Annotated in this window: 18 protein-coding genes; 6 read left to right on the top strand and 12 right to left on the bottom strand. The window is 58.7% G+C overall.

Annotation, left to right across the window (positions count from 1 at the left end; all coding sequences use genetic code 11):
- Positions 1 to 68: 68 nt before the first annotated feature.
- Positions 69 to 1,241: an acetyl-CoA C-acyltransferase gene (locus N7U68_RS15330; protein WP_263047377.1), complete on the bottom strand. Its 1,173-nt coding sequence runs from the start codon at positions 1,239 to 1,241 to the stop codon at positions 69 to 71.
- A 95-nt stretch (positions 1,242 to 1,336) separates the two neighbouring features.
- Here N7U68_RS15330 and N7U68_RS15325 point away from each other — a divergent pair, with 95 nt between their 5' ends.
- From N7U68_RS15325 to N7U68_RS15315, 3 genes are all read left to right on the top strand, one after another.
- Positions 1,337 to 1,675, top strand: coding sequence for an STAS domain-containing protein (locus N7U68_RS15325; RefSeq protein ID WP_263047376.1), 339 nt, complete (start codon positions 1,337 to 1,339; stop codon positions 1,673 to 1,675).
- A gap of 44 nt (positions 1,676 to 1,719) precedes the next feature.
- On the top strand, positions 1,720 to 2,166 hold the full coding sequence (locus N7U68_RS15320; protein WP_263047375.1) for an ATP-binding protein: 447 nt from the start codon (positions 1,720 to 1,722) through the stop codon (positions 2,164 to 2,166).
- A gap of 379 nt (positions 2,167 to 2,545) precedes the next feature.
- Positions 2,546 to 4,120 carry a gamma-glutamyltransferase family protein gene (locus tag N7U68_RS15315; RefSeq protein ID WP_263047374.1) on the top strand — a complete coding sequence of 525 codons (1,575 nt, stop codon included), beginning with the start codon at positions 2,546 to 2,548 and terminating at the stop codon, positions 4,118 to 4,120.
- Between the two features lie 35 nt (positions 4,121 to 4,155).
- Here N7U68_RS15315 and hspQ read toward each other — a convergent pair whose 3' ends face one another.
- Entirely contained in the window at positions 4,156 to 4,482 is a 327-nt protein-coding gene (gene hspQ, locus N7U68_RS15310; protein ID WP_165194189.1) for a heat shock protein HspQ, read from the bottom strand.
- Positions 4,483 to 4,567: 85 nt separating this feature from the next.
- Between hspQ and N7U68_RS15305 the strand changes: the two genes are divergently transcribed.
- Together N7U68_RS15305 and N7U68_RS15300 are read left to right on the top strand one after the other, a co-directional pair.
- Positions 4,568 to 5,449 (top strand): AEC family transporter, encoded by an 882-nt coding sequence (locus N7U68_RS15305; protein ID WP_263047373.1) that lies wholly within the window; start codon positions 4,568 to 4,570, stop codon positions 5,447 to 5,449.
- Positions 5,450 to 5,556: 107 nt separating this feature from the next.
- A complete protein-coding gene (locus N7U68_RS15300) occupies positions 5,557 to 6,150 on the top strand; it encodes a transglycosylase SLT domain-containing protein (protein ID WP_165194193.1) in 594 nt (197 codons plus the stop codon).
- A 107-nt stretch (positions 6,151 to 6,257) separates the two neighbouring features.
- Here N7U68_RS15300 and N7U68_RS15295 read toward each other — a convergent pair whose 3' ends face one another.
- The 5 genes from N7U68_RS15295 to N7U68_RS15275 all read right to left on the bottom strand — a co-directional run bounded on the left by N7U68_RS15295 (position 6,258) and on the right by N7U68_RS15275 (position 13,202).
- The gene (locus N7U68_RS15295; protein ID WP_165194195.1) at positions 6,258 to 6,878 is read right to left on the bottom strand and encodes a LolA family protein; all 621 of its coding nucleotides are present in this window, start codon (positions 6,876 to 6,878) and stop codon (positions 6,258 to 6,260) included.
- A 78-nt stretch (positions 6,879 to 6,956) separates the two neighbouring features.
- Positions 6,957 to 7,535: an exopolysaccharide biosynthesis protein gene (locus tag N7U68_RS15290; RefSeq protein WP_263047372.1), complete on the bottom strand. Its 579-nt coding sequence runs from the start codon at positions 7,533 to 7,535 to the stop codon at positions 6,957 to 6,959.
- 72 nt (positions 7,536 to 7,607) lie between these two features.
- Entirely contained in the window at positions 7,608 to 10,517 is a 2,910-nt protein-coding gene (locus tag N7U68_RS15285) for a DNA translocase FtsK (protein ID WP_263047371.1), read from the bottom strand.
- A 17-nt stretch (positions 10,518 to 10,534) separates the two neighbouring features.
- Positions 10,535 to 11,713, bottom strand: coding sequence for an aminotransferase class I/II-fold pyridoxal phosphate-dependent enzyme (locus tag N7U68_RS15280; RefSeq protein ID WP_263049169.1), 1,179 nt, complete (start codon positions 11,711 to 11,713; stop codon positions 10,535 to 10,537).
- A gap of 160 nt (positions 11,714 to 11,873) precedes the next feature.
- Positions 11,874 to 13,202, bottom strand: coding sequence for an amidase (locus N7U68_RS15275; protein WP_263047370.1), 1,329 nt, complete (start codon positions 13,200 to 13,202; stop codon positions 11,874 to 11,876).
- Between the two features lie 53 nt (positions 13,203 to 13,255).
- On the opposite strand from N7U68_RS15275, the gene N7U68_RS15270 reads away from it, so the two are divergent.
- Positions 13,256 to 14,512, top strand: a complete 1,257-nt coding sequence (locus tag N7U68_RS15270) for an FAD-dependent monooxygenase (protein ID WP_263047369.1) — start codon at positions 13,256 to 13,258, stop codon at positions 14,510 to 14,512.
- A gap of 29 nt (positions 14,513 to 14,541) precedes the next feature.
- Here the strand turns inward: N7U68_RS15270 and N7U68_RS15265 are convergent, their stop codons facing one another.
- The 5 genes from N7U68_RS15265 to N7U68_RS15245 all read right to left on the bottom strand — a co-directional run bounded on the left by N7U68_RS15265 (position 14,542) and on the right by N7U68_RS15245 (position 18,592).
- On the bottom strand, positions 14,542 to 15,438 hold the full coding sequence (locus tag N7U68_RS15265) for a hypothetical protein (RefSeq protein ID WP_263047368.1): 897 nt from the start codon (positions 15,436 to 15,438) through the stop codon (positions 14,542 to 14,544).
- A 6-nt stretch (positions 15,439 to 15,444) separates the two neighbouring features.
- Positions 15,445 to 16,155, bottom strand: coding sequence for a hypothetical protein (locus N7U68_RS15260; protein ID WP_263047367.1), 711 nt, complete (start codon positions 16,153 to 16,155; stop codon positions 15,445 to 15,447).
- Positions 16,130 to 16,738: a hypothetical protein gene (locus N7U68_RS15255; protein WP_263047366.1), complete on the bottom strand. Its 609-nt coding sequence runs from the start codon at positions 16,736 to 16,738 to the stop codon at positions 16,130 to 16,132. The genes N7U68_RS15260 and N7U68_RS15255 overlap by 26 nt, the downstream gene beginning before the upstream one ends.
- Before the next feature lie 56 nt (positions 16,739 to 16,794).
- On the bottom strand, positions 16,795 to 17,661 hold the full coding sequence (locus N7U68_RS15250) for a S1 family serine peptidase (RefSeq protein ID WP_263047365.1): 867 nt from the start codon (positions 17,659 to 17,661) through the stop codon (positions 16,795 to 16,797).
- Between the two features lie 79 nt (positions 17,662 to 17,740).
- Positions 17,741 to 18,592 carry a S1 family serine peptidase gene (locus N7U68_RS15245; RefSeq protein ID WP_165194213.1) on the bottom strand — a complete coding sequence of 284 codons (852 nt, stop codon included), beginning with the start codon at positions 18,590 to 18,592 and terminating at the stop codon, positions 17,741 to 17,743.
- Positions 18,593 to 18,598 lie beyond the last annotated feature (6 nt).

Here is an 18,598-nt window from a genome sequence, read left to right as displayed (position 1 = left end):
ATCCTGCTTAGAGCGCCGGACTGGGGCGCGGCCCCAGACCCCGGGATATTTATGGCAAAAAGATGAGGTTAGTCACGCTCGATTGCAATCGCGGTTCCCTCTCCACCACCGATGCAGATCGCCGCGATCCCGCGCTTGAGGCCACGCTTTTCCAACGCATTCAGCAGTGTAACCATGATTCGCGCGCCGCTGGCGCCAATGGGATGGCCCAAGGCGCAGGCACCACCATTTACGTTCATCTTGTCACGGGCAATGCCCATTTCGTGCATGAAGGCCATCGGAACCACGGCAAACGCTTCGTTTACTTCCCACAGGTCCACGTCATCCACTGACCAGCCCAACCGCTGAAGAAGTTTCTGTGCAGCGGGCACCGGTGCCGTCGTGAACCATCCCGGAGCCTGTGCATGGCTTGCATGGCCAAGAATGCGGGCGCGAATGTTCAGCGCCTGCGCCTGTGCGGCTTCTTGCGAGGCAAGAACAAGCGCCGCAGCACCGTCAGAAATGGACGAAGCGTTTGCCGCCGTTACTGTTCCGTCCTTGCGAAAGGCCGGTTTCAACTGCGGAATCTTCTCGGGACGGGCCTTGGCCGGTTGCTCGTCGGTCGCGATGGTCACATCGCCCTTGCGCGTGCTCAGAGTGACTGAGGCGATTTCACCGTCAAATGCACCGCTGGACTGGGCCGCCAAAGCGTTTTCGAGCGATCCGATTGCGTAGGCATCCTGTGCTTCGCGGGTGAATTGAAATTCCTCGGCGCAATCTTCGGCAAACGTCCCCATCAGACGGCCTTTGTCATAGGCGTCCTCCAACCCATCAAGGAACATATGGTCCTGCACTTCTGTATGGCCAATCCGGGCACCGCCACGCATTTTTGGCAGCATATAGGGCGCGTTCGACATACTCTCCATGCCGCCCGCGATCATCGTGTCCGCATGACCCAGCGCGATCTGATCGAAGGCAATCATTGCCGCCTTCATGCCGGACCCGCACATTTTGTTCAGCGTCGTCGCAGGCACATCATCACCTAGGCCAGCAGCAAAACCAGCCTGACGCGCCGGAGCCTGCCCCTGTCCTGCAGGCAATACGCAGCCCATCAACACCTCGTCCACGGAGGAGCTTCGGGCGTCATCAAGCGCCGCACGGATTGCCACCCCTCCCAAGTGGCTGGCTGATGTGCCGTCGAAATCTCCTTGAAAGCCGCCCATAGGCGTTCGGGCTGCACCTGCGATCACCACGGTTTTCATGTCTAAGCTCCTTCCGCTTGCTGTGCCCTGCATACCGAATAGTAATGATTACAGTCTAGCCTGACGCGTAATTATACGTAGCGCCGGAGAGTTCCATGAACCTCACTCCTACCCATAAAGGCGATCAAACCATCGTCACCGTCAATGCGTCACGCATTGACGCCGCATCAGCCATTCAATTCAAGGACGCAATGCGCAGCGCCACCGCAGAGGCGAGCAATCACGTTATTCTTGATCTGGGGCAAGTTGCGTTTATTGATTCAAGCGGTCTCGGTGCCATCGTTGCAGCAATGAAGTTGATCGGGCCGGATCGAAGGCTTGATCTGGCGGCATTGACGCCAGATGTGGACAAGGTTTTTCGTCTGACCCGGATGGACACCGTCTTTAGTATTCATGGCAGACTCGATTCAATTCCGAAACGTTCCGCCGGGTGATCTACGGCAATTGCCGGCACCATGGAAATGCCGGAGGAGCATCTGTGCCCCGGAATGATGCAAACACCCCATTCGTTCTGACGCTGGACAATTCCGACTCTGCTATTCGGGTAGGTCTGGCGAACGTGCGCCATTATCTAGAGTCCTGCGATGTTGAAGATGATTTATGCGGCCCGGTCGAGGTCGTTTTGGCCGAGGCGCTGAACAATATCGTCGAGCATGCCTTTGGCCCAGGCATGTTGGGGACCATCAGGCTAGAAATCATGCCGGGCATCGATTCGGTGATATGTGAAATCCATGACAACGGTGCGCCGCTACCCGATAACGCGCTGCCGCCCGGCATCCCACCCGCCGTGGACGTACCGCGCGCCGAACTGCCCGAAGGGGGCTTTGGCTGGTACATCATCCGCAGGCTGACAACCGATCTACATTATGCGCGTCTGGACAATGAAAACCGGCTTAGCTTCAAAGTTCGGGGCGAGCGTTTCTGACGCATGGAGTACTCCGCAATCACGCCCTGTGATGCATGAGACTTGATCGTTCTCGCCGACAACACAGCAACATGCGCATCCATTTCCTTTGGCTTCACGGTCAAAGGTCACATGTCTTGGGCCTCGCGTGGCGCCGGTGATTTTTCGTCAAAAGTGAAATTGCCTCAGATTTGCCCAGATCTGATCGCATTGCGGACAGAGTGCAGCGTCATACCTGTTCTTGTAGCTGCATATGGCTTCCCTCGGCGCCGCGTTTAACAGCCCCCACCCAGTGCGCGGCGTCGAGGTATCTACCCCCCATATCAGTACAGTTTCTCCAATTGGCAATCCGCGCCAAGCGTCCTAGTGTCCGATGAAACATCAGACCTAAGAGGCCCCAATGCGCGACTTTCACCTGCCCGGACGCTCTCCTGTGTTGGCCACCAATGGCATGTGCGCCACCTCCCATCCATTGGCCGCACGTGTTGCTATCGACATTCTGGATCGCGGTGGAAACGCAATGGATGCCGCAATCGCTGGTGCGGTCCTGCTCGGCATTTGCGAACCGCAGATGACAGGGATCGGCGGGGATTGCTTCGTTTTGTGGAATGCGCCCGGATCAAACGACGTGCAGGCCTATAATGGCTCCGGCCGCGCCCCCGCCGCAGCAAGTGCTGCTGCGCTACGCGATCAGGGGCTGGATAAGGTTCCGACGCATGGCGCGCATTCGGTCACAATCCCCGGCGCTATCGAGGCATTCTGCACACTCTCCTCTGACCATGGCAAGCTGGGCCTCGATACGCTCCTCGCCCCGTCCATCCACTACGCCGAAGAAGGCGTTCCCATCGCGCCGCGTGTCATCGACGACTGGGCGCGGTCCGGTCCGACCCTGCAAGGGCACGCGCAACGCCACTACATGCCGGGCGGCACACCACGAGTCGGCACGGCGTTCCGCGCCCCGGGGCAAGCTGAAGTGCTACGACGGCTGGCGGCAAACGGGTCGCGCGCCTTTTACGAAGGCGAAGTTGCCGAAGACATGGTTAACACGCTGCGCGAATTGGGTGGCGTCCATAGTACAAGCGACTTTGCCGCGCATCAGGGCACGCCCACCAGCCCCATCGCAGGCGATTACAACGGTGTCGAACTGGTCGAGCATCCCCCCAACGGGCAGGGCGCGACGGCGATCTTGATGCTGAACATGCTCAAGCATTTCGACCTTGTCAGTCTGGCGCCAAATGGTGCCGCGCGCGCCCACATTGAGGCCGAAGCAGCTAAGCTGGCTTATGACGCCCGCAACCGTATCATTGCAGACCCAGACCACACAGCGCGGGTGGATCGCATGCTGTCCCCGGAATTGGCAGCTGACCTAGCTGCCATGATCGACCCGCAACGGGTGATCGCTTCGGCCGCTTCCCTGACTGAACAGGTACACCGTGACACAATCTACATCACTGTCGTGGACCGCGACCGGATGTCGGTGTCGCTGATTTACTCTATTTTCCATGGCTTCGGCTCTGGTATCGCATCCGAAAAGTTCGGTATCCTGCTACAGAACCGCGGTGCGGGCTTTACCCTGCAAGAGGGGCACCCGAACGAACTGGCAGGCGGAAAACGCCCAATGCACACGATCATTCCCGGAATGCTACGCCAGAACGGGCGGGTAATCATGCCATTCGGCGTGATGGGCGGTGGCTATCAGCCGTGCGGACATGCGCGGTTCGTGTCGAACCTGCACGATTTCGGAATGGACCCGCAGAGCGCCATCGATGCGCCCCGCGCCTTTGCTGCTGATGGCAAGCTAAGGGTCGAACGCGGTTACACCGACACTGTGCGGCGCGAACTGTCGGATATCGGGCATGACGTCGTGATCCCCGACGAGGCAATCGGCGGTGCTCAGGCGATTTCTATCCGCGAGGATGGCGTTTTAGAGGGCGGGTCTGATCCGCGCAAGGATGGCTGCGCATTGGGGTATTGAAACAAGCGATGGGTCAGACACCCACCCTACCCTGATCAGTTCAGTTGGAAATGCAGCGGATAGAGACCATCCTCAAACGGCCCAAAGAGATCGGGAATGTCAGGATGCTCTACCGGCTGACCAGAATAGTCCGCCACCAGATTCTGTTCGCTCACATACGCGACGTAGTAGCTCTGATCGTTTTCGGCCAGCAGATGATAAAACGGCTGATCCTTGACCGGACGGCTTTCCTCGGGGATCGACGAATACCATTCCTCGGTATTGGCAAACTCGGGGTCCACGTCAAAGACAACACCTCGAAATGGGTGTTTCTTATGCCGCACGATCTGGCCCAGATGGTATTTCGCGTGTGTTTTCATCATAACATTGCAGCCCCTAACCCGCGACTCTAAAGGTTTCAAGGGGGTTTTGTCCAACCCAGATGCACGATTCGGCGGGAAACAGTCTGTGAACCTCATCTTGACAGTGCTGGAGATTACCGCGCCCGTGTTTCTGCTGGCCGGGGTCGGCTATCTGTGGGTTTGGATGGGATACGAATACCGGTTGGCCTTTGTCACGCGCCTGTCAATGACGCTGGCAGTGCCGTGCCTGATCTTCACCGCCCTCATGCAGGCCAAGGTTGATCCGGCATCTTTGACGACCGTTTCACTGGCTGCCGTCGCCGTATATTCCGTGCTGAGCGTGGCGATGTGGGCGCTGGTGCGCCTTGGCAGGCTCGACCTTCGGACCTACATGGCGCCGCTCATCTTTGGCAACACCGGCAATCTCGGGTTACCTCTGGCGCTCTTTGCGTTCGGCGAAGCGGGGCTCAGCTATGCTGTAGTGATCTTTGCGATCATGGCGGTTTGGTCATTTACTTTCGGTATCTGGCTGGTGGCCGGGGGCGGCGCGCCATGGCGCGCATTACGCGAGCCGATGGTCGGGGCAACACTGCTCGGCGGTATCTTTCTATGGCAAGGCTGGACCACGCCGCTATTCCTGACCAATGCGCTGGAACTCATTGGTCAGATGGCAATTCCTCTCATGCTTATTACGCTGGGTGTAGCCGTCGCACGCCTCACCCCCGCCCGTTTGGGGCGCGCAATCGTGCTGTCACTGATCCGCGCGGCAGTCTGTGCAGGTGTCGCATGGATAATTGGCATCTACTTTGTCTTGGAGCCTGTGGCGCTCGCAGTCCTTATCCTTCAGGCGGCCACCCCTGTAGCCGTCACCTCTTATCTGCTGGCTGAAAAATATGGCGCGGATGCGGATGCCGTATCGGGTCTCGTTGTTGTCTCTACTGTCATGTCGGTGCTTTACTTGCCCATATTGCTCGCCTTTCTTCTGTAACCTGATCAGTTGCAGTCGGCCCCGCTCTGGCGGCCACCAAAAATTCGTGATTTCCCATTTCACGCCGATCCGCTACACTGCCATAAAAAAAGAAGAGCGAGAGGCAGATGAGCAGACAGCTTCGCGCAGCGCTATTGTTACTCCTCGTTGCGGCCTGTGGTCGTGGTGGGAGCTATGGATCGTCCCCGGACACGATGGACGACGCCTGTGCAATTTTGCGTGAGCGCCCAAACTATACCCGCGCATTCCGCGCAACCGAACGCCGCTGGGGTGTGCCAGTGCACGTGCAGATGGCAACGATCTATCAAGAGAGCAAATTCGTCAGCGACGCACGCACGCCGTTCCGCTACACGCTGGGCGTCATTCCCATGGGGCGACAAAGCTCTGCCTTTGGATACAGTCAGGCGCTGGACGGCACATGGGACGAATACGTTCAGGCCGAGCGCAAACATTCAGCGCGGCGCGATAATATCAACGACGCGACCGACTTTATGGGCTGGTACATGGCCGAAAGCCGCGACCGTCTGGGCATTCCGCTGCACGATGCACGGCGGCAATACCTAGCCTACCATGAGGGCCGCTCTGGCTATGCCCGCGGCAGCTATCGCAACAAGGCATGGCTGGTGCGGGTTGCCGGTACGGTTGAGGCGCGCGCAGCCACCTACCAGCAACAGTTGCGCAGTTGCCGACGGTGGCGCTGACAAGGCTGAAGGCAAATGTTGTCGGCCGGATAACAGCACCGCGGGACGCCAGTCTGGCGGTGCGCATCCATATCTGCCGTTGTTTAAGACCGGATTGACCGCAACGCCTATCGCTCGATCTGCGTTGCAGTGGAAAGCCCCGGAATGACAAAGCTTTCATCCTTCAGCCGCCCGCCCTTGACCAGATCGCCCAGAACAACAGTTGTGCGGCTGCCACCGCTGTCATTGATCACCCATTGACGCAGCTCTACCGGACTGCCGGTAAAGACCAGTTCAATGTTCCCGTATTCGGGGTTGTCCGGGTCCTGTGCGCGAACTGTAGTGGTCTTGCCGTCGCTAGCATGCCCTGTCACCATCCGCGCGCGGGAGAGGTCGACATTGCGCGCCAGAATGATCGACAGCGGCGTACGATGCAGCGGGTAGGCTTGTGTGCCCTGATTGGATTTCGGATCAACGATACCGACAGTGTCACCATCGGCGACCACCAGCGTCTGATCGGGCGGCGCGTATTCAAAACGCACGCGGCCGGGCCGTTTGATCAGAATGCGTCCGGTACTGATGGTCCCATCATCGTTGATCTGCGTAAACGACCCTGTGGCCGTCTTCAGCGAGTTCAGATAGGTTGAAATCTCAGCCAGAGACAGTTTTTCTGCTGCAGCTGGCAAAACCGACACGAGGCTAAGCACACCAGCCAAAGTTCCGGCCATCAGGGTTGGTAGCAGTTTCATAATCAAAATGCGTCCTTGTTGCGTGGTATTCCCCCACTTGTCACACAGGGGCACAATGATATGCGATATCAACCGTTTTTATATCAGCAGCATCAGCCCGCTTATCAAGGCCGCGATGCAGGCAACCAGCGCGATCAGCATCAATACGCCATCCCCTGCCGCAATCGCCAGCCCTATCAGCGCAATGGCCCCCATCGGAATAGAGGTGGCAAACGGAACCAATTCCAACAGGGGCACCGGCAGGCAAAGCAGGACGACAGCGATTGCGCCAACTTTCTGGCCAGTTTCGCCTGTCAGATATGCCAGATGCGATCCCAGCAACGCATCAATTCTGCGGGCGATCGGCTTGAGTTTGTCAGCGCCAGCATCCAATTTTTGTTTGGGAAGCGCGATATTGCCAATCAAATCCGGCATCCATAAATGTTTGCGCCCGATAAGAATCTGTACGGCGATCAGGCTGATGATGACAGCAAGTGTTGTGGGCACACCCGGAATGCCCCCCACTGGGGTAAGTTCTATCACCGCAACAATGAAAAAGAGCGGTCCAAAGCCCCGGTGACCGAGCGCCTCGATCAGATCACGCAAAACAACTTTGCCGTTCTCGTCCGAGAGTTCGGCAATGTCTTCCATCATGTGCTGGGCCGTTTTCTGGCTCATTTCATTCCTCGTCGCGCCGGGATCGTCACCCCAACGCGACCGGAATGATAAAGTTTCGCCAAACAGGGTATTCTATTGCTCGGGCACCAGAATCTCGCGCTTTCCGACATGGTTTGCGGCGCTCACGATACCCTCATCCTCCATTTGCTCGACCAGACGCGCGGCCTTGTTATAGCCGATCGCCAGCTTGCGCTGAATGTAGGACGTGCTGACCTTGCGATCCGTCAGCGCGATCTGCACCGCCTGATCATAAAGCGCATCCTCGCCGTCCGTGTTGCCACCCAGACCCAGCACTGCGTCAATGTTGCTTGCCTTGTCGTCATCGGGTCCTTCGACCACGCCGCTCAGATATGTGGGTGGGCCGTAGGCCTTAAGGTTGTTTACGACCTCCTCCACTTCTTCGTCACTCACGAATGGGCCGTGGCAGCGGGTGATCTTGGCCCCGCCAGCCATATACAGCATATCCCCCATTCCCAGCAGTTGTTCGGCCCCCATCTCGCCCAGAATGGTACGGCTATCGATCTTGGACGTGACCTGAAAACTGATCCGCGTGGGAAAGTTTGCCTTGATCGTGCCCGTGATGACGTCAACCGACGGACGCTGCGTGGCCATGATAATGTGAATGCCGCTGGCCCGCGCCATCTGTGCCAGACGTTGAATGCAGGCCTCGATCTCCTTGCCCGCGACCATCATCAGATCAGCCATCTCATCGACGATCACCACGATATAAGGCATCTTCTCGGGCGCGAATTCCTCAGTCTCGAACACTGGCTCGCCGGTATCATCATCAAACCCGGTCTGCACCGTGCGGCTGAACATTTCGCCTTTGCCCAGCGCATCGGCAACGCGACCGTTGTAGCCGTCGATGTTGCGCACGCCCATTTTGGACATCTTCCTGTAACGTTCCTCCATCTCTGCCACAGTCCACTTGAGGGCGACGACCGCCTTCTTGGGATCGGTCACAACCGGGCTGAGTAGATGTGGAATACCGTCATAGACGCTGAGTTCCAGCATCTTGGGGTCGATCATAATCATCCGGCATTCATCCGGCGTCAGCTTGTAGAGCAGGCTGAGGATCATCGTGTTGATCGCCACGGACTTGCCCGATCCAGTCGTCCCCGCGATCAGGAGGTGCGGCATCTTGGCCAGATTCGCGACAATCGGATCGCCGCCGATATCCTTGCCCAACGCCAGTGGAAGCTTTTGGTTGCCATCGCCAAAATCGCGTGACGACAGGATCTCGCGCAGGGCCACCATCTCACGATTGTCATTGGGCAACTCGATCCCGATGACCGTGCGGCCCGGTACAGTGCTGACCCGCGCGCTGAGCGCCGACATCGAGCGCGCGATATCGTCCGACAGGCCGATCACGCGGCTCGCTTTCAGGCCCGGCGCCGGCTCCAGTTCGTACATGGTCACCACAGGACCGGGGCGCACGCTGACAATGTCGCCCTTGACGCCGTAATCATCGAGAACGGTTTCCAGCATCCGTGCATTTTCTTCGAGCGCCTCATCGCTGAGATGATACCGCTGGACGTTCTCGGGATTTGACAACAGGCTGAGCGGTGGCAATTCGAATTCCTCGGCTTCGGCCTCCTCGAATTGCAGCTTGGGCTGCGCTTCCGCCTTGGCGCGACTCGATGGTGCCGGTGCCTTTCTCGCAGTATGTTGTACCACTTTGCGTGGCTCCGGCACAGGGATGCGCAGTGCAGCCTCGGGTTGATAGGCCTCACGCGTATCGTCGACCTCCACCAGTTCCGGCTCGACCTCTGCCAAGCAGGCTTCCGTCCGGGCCATCTGTGGTACATTCAATGGCGCGACCGTACGCGAGGCCGTCAACGGCGGCTCTGGTGGCAATGAAACACCGGCCGACAATACTGGCTCGGCCGGTATCGCAACGCCGCGACGCGAGGTATCCAGCAACAATGGCTCGGGTCCTCGTCCGCGCCCTTTGGTCAACGGCGCTACGGCTTCAACATGCACTGCGTTGCTCTTGCGCACCCGGCTCTTGATCACGTCAGCGATCTTTTCCTTGATCCGGTCCTCGCCGGGCATGTTCTGCTCACCTGTATGCACCACAGGCTCGACCAGTTCCGGTTCAGGCATCGGGTCGGGTTTGCGCATCAGCGACGGCATCCGCGCCAGCAGCCCACCGGGCTTCTCTATCGGCGGCTCATCGCGCACATCCGGCTCGTCGATCACGGCACCAGTACCACGGCGCATCCGCGGGGCAACGATACTGACCTCTCGTTCGGCAGAAGCCTGCTGTGACTCTGCGCGACCCGCCCGGCGTTCCTGCCGCGCCTGGGCTGCATTGCGCGCACTCTCGGCACCACGCCCCAGCACATTCAGCAGCATCGAATAGCTCATAATCAACCCGACCAGAAGGAAGCGCAAAATGCGCGTCAGTTCAGAACGGTCAAACCCGAGAACGAATGCCCCCAGCACAACCATCACCGCACCGAGTACCAACGCCAATAGCTTGAGCCCCGTCGCCGGCCCCACCGGCAACACGCCCAGAACGGCACCCAGTACTGTATCGCCGAAAATGCCGCCCAGACCAAAGCTGTGTGTTGCGTACCATTCTGCGTCCGGCGTGAGCGAAGCCGCATAAAGAGAAAGGACCGCAACCCAGATGGGCGCAAAAATCAACCGGCTGACCGCTCGTTCCTGCCCCCGGTGCAATACAAAGCGCAGCCCCCAGATCGCCAACACGATGGACGCGCCCCACGCGCCCCAGCCAACGACCATGAACAGTGTCGCCGCAATGGTCGCGCCGCTCTGGCCCAGCCAATTCTGTACCGGTGCATCAACTGCCGATAGCCACGATGGATCATCCGGGGTGTAAGTGGCAAACATCATCGTCACGAAGGTCGCCAGCGTCAGTAGACCCAGACCCAGCAATTCCTTGCCGCGTTTTTCGATCGCCTGCGCCATGTTGCTGTCCAGCAGTGGGTCGCGTCCTCGTGCCTGATATGCCATCTCGTCCCTCGTATCTTTTATGAATAGAGACAATCGCGCAGGCGGGTCAGCCCGCGCGACATCTCGTCTATTGGGGCCACCATGGCGACCCGGATGTATCCCTTGCCTGGGTTTCCCGCAGGTGCTTTCTGGCTCAAATATGCGCCCGGCAAAACCCTGACACCGGTCTGTTGCCACAGGTGCAATGCAGCCGCTTCACCATTCTCGACCGGCAACCACAGAAAGAACCCTGCCTCCGGACCTTGGTATCCCGGAACACCGTGCATGATCTCGTCGGCGCGCGCGTATTTCTCACAATACAGTCGGCGGCTTTCTTCGACATGCGCATCATCGGCCCAGACCGCCTCGGACACCCGTTGTAGCGGGGCCGACAATGGCGCACCCGTATAGGCACGTAACTGCTTGATCCGTCGGATGCTTTCAGGTCCGCCCGCCACAAAACCACTGCGCAACCCCGGCAAGTTTGACCGTTTGGACAGGCTGTGAAAGGCGATCACGCGCTCGGGGTCCGCACCAGTTCGCGCCGCAACGGCCAGCGCCCCTTCCGGCGGTGTGTCGCGGTAAATCTCGCTATAGCATTCGTCCGCAAAAATCTTGAAGTCGTGTTTCTCCGCGAGTGACAGCAAATTCTGCCAATATTCCGCCGTGGCCACCGCCCCTTGCGGATTGCTCGGCGAGCACAGATAAACCACCGCCACCCGGTTCATCACCTCATCTGGCACCGTGTTGAAATCCGGCAAATATCCGGTTTCGCGTGTCGCCGGGACGAATACCGGCTCGGCCCCCACCGACAGCGCCGCCACCATGTAAACCTGATAAAACGGGTTCGGCACCAGTACCACCGGCCGCGCGCCTGCCTTGGTTTCGGGGCAAAGCGCCATCATTGCGTTGTATAGCCCTTCACGCGTTCCGTTGAGCGCCACAACCTGATTGTCGGGATCCAGCGTGACACCATAACGTCGCGCCAGCCAGCCACAGATTGCCGCCTGCAACTCGGGGGTGCCATCATTTGCAGGGTATATACCGAACTCTGCTGCGTTCTGCGAAATGATCTGGGTGATCCAAGAAGGAAAGGCGTGTTTCGGCTCGCCGATCGTCATATGCAGCACATCACCGCCCGGTTCATGCACGTCCAACAGGGCGCGCAGACGCGGGAATGCATAGGCCGGAAGGTTCGAAAACCGCTCGGGAAACATCTGAAACTGCCTCAAGGTTCGGGATCATTGTCGCCCCGTTTGGATCAAAACTACTCCAAACCTTGCCTTCAGGTCCAGCAAAACCACCCGCGCTGTCGGAATTTGTGGTATTTTCGCAAATTCGACTACTTCTTTGTAAAAATACTCGAGATCCAAGGGCTTATGTCAGTGCCGCCTCTGCGGCTCTGGCAACCCGAAGCAACCGCTCTTCGCCGTTGGACGCACCACAGAACATGATTCCGCAACTCGGCACGCCCGTGGGCAGGGTGACCGAACTCACCCCCATCAGGTTGCCTACCCTAGTGTTGCGCAACGTCAGCAGGTTCTCGGTCAGATAATACGATCCGTCCTCCATCAGCCGTTTGGCATCTGGTGGCAGATTGGCCGCAGTCGGCATGATTACCGCATCATAGCCTGCAACTCGGACGGCCCAATCGGCGCGCAACTGATCCAGGCGCTGCCACGCAGCAACATAGTCAGCGGCACGGGCGTCAGCGCCGCTGCGGAACCGGTCACGTATCGGCCCGAACATCCGGTCCGGTGCCGCCTCGATGACCGGGCCCCATGTCCCATAAGCCTCGGCGGTAAAGAGGATACCCGACATCGGCATCGCCTCGTCGACTTCCGGCGCGTCCAGCGGTGTCACGTCGGCGCCGGCATCCTGCAATCGTTTCACCGCGTCGTGGTAGGCTGCCAAAGGCGTCTCGCGCATATCTTCCATTACCACAGTTTGCAGCGCGGCGAACCGCATACCTCGCAATGACGCACTCCGCAAATCAGGTGCTGCCCCGCCCCCTAGTACGGCCAGCATCAATGCCGCATCCTCGACTGACCGACAGAGAGGTCCGATTGTGTCGAACTTCGCAGCCAGCGGCACAACGCCCTCCAGCGACAAACGCCCGCTGGTTGTTTTTAGCCCGACCAGATCATTCCAGGCAGACGGAATGCGCACCGATCCGCCGGTATCACTGCCGACGCCACAGGCCGCCAGCCCAAAGGCCACGCTCGCCGCCGCCCCGCTGGACGATCCACCGGGCACCGCGCCTGCATCATTGATACAAGGTGGCGTCGCTGTCATCGGGTTCAGGCCAAGACCCGAAAATGCCAATTCGCTCATATGCGTTTTACCCAGACAGACAAGGCCCGCAGCCGTGGCATTGCGCAGGACTGCACCATCACGCGCAGGGGTCCGCCCCTCCAACAGCTTCGAGCCCGCCTCGGTTGCCACACCAGCGCTATCCACCAGATCCTTCCAGCTGATCGGCACGCCATCCAATGGCCCGCGGCGTTGCCCGGACGATGCGCGCTCGGAAGCGGCCCGCGCCTCGGCCCGAGCACGGTCATGAGTCACCACCGAATAGATACGCGCGCTGTGCTCGTGGTTGTCGATCGCATCCAGATAGGTGTCAGTCAGCGCAATCGGATCAATCTGGCCCGCACCAATCCCACGACCCAAATCTGCCGCACTCATCCATAGCCAATCCTGCATCGCCGCCCCCTGACACTATCTGAATTTTGGCGAAGGTAGCGACAGTGTCGCGCATGGACAATCCCGCAACGCCCATCATATTGGAAGGCATGACACATGACAGCGATATCCTGATTGTCGGCGGCGGATTGAATGGTCCGGCTCTGGCGCTTGCGCTCGCTCAGGCGGGCTTTGGCGTGACCGTGATCGACGCCCTGCCGCAGCCGGTGCGTAAAAACGCCACCTTTGATGGGCGCGCCTATGCGCTGGCACTGGCATCTGTCCGCCTGCTGCGCGCGGTCGGTATCTGGGACCGGATCGCGACTAAGGCGCAGCCGATGCTGGAAATCAAGGTCAGCGATGGCCGGGCAGGCACCGGACCGCTGTCGCCCTTTTTCCTGCATTTCGATCACGCCGAGATCGAAGAAGGTCCAATGGGCCATATGTGCGAGGATCGTTTCCTGCGCCGTGCCTTTCTGGACGCGATGCGCGAAGAGGAGAATATCCGCCAGATTTCAGGCGATGCTGTCATCGCTCAATCATCGGGTCCCGGCGGTGTCGAGGTTACATTGGCGTCCGGCAAGGAACTGCGTGGTCGTCTGCTGGTCGGCTCTGATGGGCGGTCATCTGGCACGGCGCAGCGGGCAGGGATCAAACGCACGGGTTGGGATTACGGTCAGACGGCATTGGTCTGCGCCATCGAGCATGAATTGCCACATCACGGCATCGCACATCAGTTCTTTATGCCGCCCGGTCCGCTGGCCATCCTGCCTCTGCCCGGCAATGTATCCTCCATCGTATGGAGCGAAACCGCCGAAACCGCTGCAAGCTTTTCGGCGCTGAATGACGTCGATTTCCTGCATGTTCTACGTCCGCGCTTTGGTGATTTTCTCGGCGAACTCAGCATCAAGGGACCGCGCTACAGCTATCCGCTAAACCTGAGCCTCGCCAATCAGTTCGTCGCTGATCGTGTTGCGCTGGTCGGCGACGCTGCACACGGATTGCACCCAATCGCAGGTCAGGGCCTCAATGCGGGGCTGCGTGATGTGGCCGCACTGGCACAAGTTCTGGACGAAGCCCGCAGGCGTGGTGAGGACATTGCAGCGCAGGATGTTCTGGACCGGTATCAACGTTGGCGGCGGTTTGACACCCAATCGCTGGCGCTGGCCACCGATATCAGCAACCGCCTGTTTTCCAGTGACAACCCGCTGCTGCGGCTCGGGCGTGATCTGGGTATGGGCGCATTGAATGCGATACCGGGACTGCGGCGTGGAATGATCCGCGAGGCCGCCGGCCTCACCGGCGATCTACCCGTATTGATGCGCGGGTAACGCGACGCCATACCGCCGCGTTACTCCGTTCACTTGATCGATTTGTTACGCACTCTGATGCGGTGGAATGTCATCAACATGTCCAGCATCGCCTTTTGCTGGGCAACGTGACCGTGCTCGGCCTCGATATTGAAATACTCGCCCAGATCATTCAGCACGACATAATTCGAGAACGAGCAATCGTTGCGCTCGGGTATCACGTGTTCGTAGATCACATTGATCCCGCGCTCTAAGAAAAAGGCGGCTGCCTTTTTGGCCCGACGTTCCTGATCAAACGGTTTGCGGCCTGCCAGCAGGATCGCATCATCCTCGTCGGCCTTCGCCACTTCGGTCATCATACCCGTCATCACTGCGCTCTTGCGCGCAGCACTGATACCCCCGCTACCGCCGTTGCCGGAATGCCCGTTGGCATTGTTGTGAAGGGTCAGAAAGAAATTGATGCGCGGATTGCGCAGGTCCAGCAGAAATTGCGTAAAGAGTGGCGCAGGCCGTTTGCGCATTTCGCGGCAAGTGGCCGTCGCTTTTTTGGTCATACCGAAGTTGCGATTCGGATCCTGCCCTTGAAACTGGCGACTGTCGCCCGCTTCTACCGCGATCAGTTTCCCCCCGTACCGCAGCACGGAATAAAGCGCGGTATCGAACGCCGCGTTTTCATTGTCATGCAACAGATAGATCGTCGGGCCGTTCGGTTGCTTTGAATTGTCGATGATCGTGATCTGCCATTTCAGGCCGTTCTCTTCGAAATCAAGATCTGACAGGCAAACGCCGCTACTCGCCCCAAGGACTGCCGCGTGGCGCTTTACGTCCTTGTCACGCATTTCACTTGCAGCAAGGCATCCATCATCACCGTCTTGTGCGGCTGCGCCATTTGTCAGCAGCGCAAGCAGGACCGCGCCGCCAAGAGTCTTTATAGCTGTTTTAATCATGGGAACCTATTGTGCTGAGAGGCGGAAAAAGCCCTTGCCGCAATAGCCGTTGAATAGCTCGGCATTGAACATGGGGCCGGAAATCACGGTGTGGTTCTTGGGTCGCGGATTCACACCGTCACGGGTGATCGAGATATAGGAGTTCTGGCTGATCGTACCGCGCCATGTATGACCACCCGAGGTAAATACGATCTGGCCGTTGTTCAGGTGGGCATCGCCGGAATAATACGGCTTGCAAATGCGGGCTTTGGCACCGGTGTAGGAATTGTGGTAGCCGCGCTCGAACCGGAAAACACCCGTTGCCTGATCGCCGCCGGCATAGCTCTCGTCGGGCAGCGCATTGTCAGGTTTGTTCTGGCAATACTTATCGACCACCTGTTGCGAGGTTTGCCCCTCGACAAAACCGGGATTCAGACGCGCCTTGAACGCCAACGCCTTGTGCTGGCCACAACTGAGTGCTGCACCGCCTTCGGCGGACGACACCTGCGAGGAGGATCCACCGCTCGAGCTTGTCGTGGCCGCACCCGTGTTGTTGTGGCAAAGCTTGTTCAACTCATCAATCGTGTATTTCCCGATATCAGCACTACCCAGCGTCGGGCAACCAATATTCATTTTCAGCTGCTGTGCCTCTGCGGCACCCGCGCCAAAGATCATCCCAAATGTCATTGCCAGAGCCGCAACAGCCCCCGCTCTAGTCGCATTTTGCTTGAGAAACATATGCAATCCCCATGCTTGAAAGTGTAATTTCATCGTCTGTTACCGTTTGGTATCCCTGCCGGAAGGACAAGAACCGCTCGGCCCCCAATCCGTGATGGCCATCATTCCCTGTTTGCGCGTCGCCCAGATCGAAAAACATCTCGGTCATATTTGACAGCGTGATGTCATAGAGTCGTGCGCGCCAGCCCATATACCCACCCGCTAGAAAATCGGCGTGCAATTCTATGCACTTGACCCGATGCGGGTTTGTTTCGATCAGCATGTTCAACAGGCCATGCTTGGTCTGGAATGCATGCGCCGCCTCGTGGGCGATGACGGCAATTGCCCGATTGATGTTGCCCGGCGGATTCGCCACGTCGAGAAAGAACTCCGTGCCGACCACCAGGGTATTCTTGCGAATATCATAGTAGGCACCGTACTCTTCCTCGTCCATGCAGAAGGCGTCAAAACGAAAGTTGAAGAAGCGCTCGATCTCATCCCGCGTGGTGACCAGGACCTGTTTAAAGACACTCCCCTCCATCTCGTCCACATTATACTGGTATGGGCCAGCACACTGCGCCGCCGCGCCTGTTGCGGCACCCATCCCGAGGACAACCGCCCCGGCCGCAAGATATGTGCGTGTTCTTCGCATCGGCCCACTCAGTGCGCCTCGACCGTCTGGAAGATCCAGTCACGGTGATCGGAAACACGCGTGTAAACGCCCGGGAAACCTTCCATGGCGCAGCCAATACCGAAGCTGACAACGCCGACCTGCAGAAACCCTGTCGGCCCGTCACGCACGATCAACGGCCCTCCGCTGTCGCCCTGACAACTGTCCTTGCCGCCCTCCTCGTAGCCCGCACACAGATGCGGCCCCTGCCCCGGCCTGATATCGCCTTCGATCTTTCCGTTATAGTTGGCTCGGCAGACTTCGCTGGTCAGTTGCCGGACGTTGACCGACATCAGAAATTCCGAGGCGCGCTTCGCACCCGAGCTCAACGTGCCCCAGCCTGCGACCTCACTACACGTGTTGGTCGGAGCCAGCTTTTTTTCCATCTGTTTGGTCGGCAACAATGCCAGTTGACTGTTGGATATATCAAATGGGCGATCCAGTTTGATCAGCGCAATATCGTGCACGTCAGCGTCATTCGGATCATATCCCGGATGCAGGTACAGTTCGGCGATCCGGCGCATATCATTGTCCTGACGCCCATCGCTGCCAGCGCGGTGTATCGTGAACGTGCTGGGATGCACATTCGTGTTCGGTGGCCAGCAATGCGCCGCAGTCAATACCCATTGCTGATTGATCAGCGATCCTCCGCAAAAGTGCCCGTACTTTTCGTTTTCATACAGCGACACGATGAAGGGCCAGTCAGAGGCCTTGGCCCGGTCGCCGTTCACGATCCGCATTACTGGTCGATCGGATTCCGGCTCGATGCATTCCATCTTGCCCTGCGCGGCCACCATACTCGCTAACGCCGAGCAAAAAACGAATGGCGCGGCGATTTTCTTGATCATGCGCTTCATTTTTCCCTCCTTTTCACCATTAACTTCACAAGACACTTAAAACGCTCATAGACCCCAAAGACCGTCGGCCAACCGGTTCTCAGTTGGCCTCGATTGTCTGGAATATCCAATCACGGTGGTCCGAAACGCGGGCATAGACCCCTGGGAACCCCTCCCAGGCACAGCCACGGCCAAAGCTGACCACACCGACCTGCAAGAAACCCGTCGGCCCGTCGCGCACGATCAGCGGCCCACCACTATCGCCCTGACAGCTATCCTTGCCGCCTTCTTTGTACCCTGCGCACAGGTGCGGACCTGCACCCTGACGGATCTGCCCGCCATAGCTTTCGCGGCAGACATCTGTCGGCAATTGTTGCACGTCGACCGACATAAGGTATTTCGAGCCGCCATCAGCCCCGAACTCCAGCGCACCCCAGCCTGCAACCTCGCTGCATGTGCGTGTCGGCGCCAGCTTGGCCTCGACCTTTTTCGACGGCAGGATTGCCAACTGGCTGTTTGGCATGTCGAACGGGCTGCTCAGCTTCAGCAGGGCGATGTCATGCACGTTTGCGTCGTTCGGGTCATACCCCGGATGCACGATCAGCTTGGAAATGCTGCGCCCCTTCGGGTCAAGCTTGCCGTCGCTACCCGCACGCAGGGCCAATGTCGCGGACGGGTCTTCGTTCCCCTCGCCCCAGCAATGCGCCGCAGTCAGCACCCATTGCTGGTTGATCAGCGATCCGCCGCAATACTGAATCTTGGCCCCCGTGTGGTAAAGCCCGACGATAAATGGCCAGTCGCTGGCCTTGGCCCGGTCACCATTCACAATACGCAGTGTCGGTTGATCAGATTTTGGATCAACACATTCCATTTGCGCCTGCGCGATCACAGCACTGGCCATCCCCAGGCTAAGCGTCGCCGTTGCAACAAATCTCTTGAGCAGCTTTTTCATCAATTC

The sequence above is a fragment of the Roseovarius pelagicus genome (assembly GCF_025639885.1).
GTDB lineage: Bacteria > Pseudomonadota > Alphaproteobacteria > Rhodobacterales > Rhodobacteraceae > Roseovarius > Roseovarius pelagicus.
Note: the sequence above shows the minus strand (reverse complement) of the source record. Positions and strands in the feature narration are given on the sequence as shown.

Coding starts and splice junctions, on each gene's coding strand:
- N7U68_RS15330 (WP_263047377.1), bottom strand. CDS start 1,241: ATGAAAACCGTGGTGATCGCAGGTGCAGCCCGAACGCCTATGGGCGGC.
- N7U68_RS15325 (WP_263047376.1), top strand. CDS start 1,337: ATGAACCTCACTCCTACCCATAAAGGCGATCAAACCATCGTCACCGTC.
- N7U68_RS15315 (WP_263047374.1), top strand. CDS start 2,546: ATGCGCGACTTTCACCTGCCCGGACGCTCTCCTGTGTTGGCCACCAAT.
- hspQ (WP_165194189.1), bottom strand. CDS start 4,482: ATGATGAAAACACACGCGAAATACCATCTGGGCCAGATCGTGCGGCAT.
- N7U68_RS15300 (WP_165194193.1), top strand. CDS start 5,557: ATGAGCAGACAGCTTCGCGCAGCGCTATTGTTACTCCTCGTTGCGGCC.
- N7U68_RS15295 (WP_165194195.1), bottom strand. CDS start 6,878: ATGAAACTGCTACCAACCCTGATGGCCGGAACTTTGGCTGGTGTGCTT.
- N7U68_RS15290 (WP_263047372.1), bottom strand. CDS start 7,535: ATGAGCCAGAAAACGGCCCAGCACATGATGGAAGACATTGCCGAACTC.
- N7U68_RS15285 (WP_263047371.1), bottom strand. CDS start 10,517: ATGGCATATCAGGCACGAGGACGCGACCCACTGCTGGACAGCAACATG.
- N7U68_RS15280 (WP_263049169.1), bottom strand. CDS start 11,713: ATGTTTCCCGAGCGGTTTTCGAACCTTCCGGCCTATGCATTCCCGCGT.
- N7U68_RS15275 (WP_263047370.1), bottom strand. CDS start 13,202: ATGCAGGATTGGCTATGGATGAGTGCGGCAGATTTGGGTCGTGGGATT.
- N7U68_RS15270 (WP_263047369.1), top strand. CDS start 13,256: ATGGACAATCCCGCAACGCCCATCATATTGGAAGGCATGACACATGAC.
- N7U68_RS15265 (WP_263047368.1), bottom strand. CDS start 15,438: ATGATTAAAACAGCTATAAAGACTCTTGGCGGCGCGGTCCTGCTTGCG.
- N7U68_RS15260 (WP_263047367.1), bottom strand. CDS start 16,155: ATGTTTCTCAAGCAAAATGCGACTAGAGCGGGGGCTGTTGCGGCTCTG.
- N7U68_RS15255 (WP_263047366.1), bottom strand. CDS start 16,738: ATGGGTGCCGCAACAGGCGCGGCGGCGCAGTGTGCTGGCCCATACCAG.
- N7U68_RS15250 (WP_263047365.1), bottom strand. CDS start 17,661: ATGAAGCGCATGATCAAGAAAATCGCCGCGCCATTCGTTTTTTGCTCG.
- N7U68_RS15245 (WP_165194213.1), bottom strand. CDS start 18,592: ATGAAAAAGCTGCTCAAGAGATTTGTTGCAACGGCGACGCTTAGCCTG.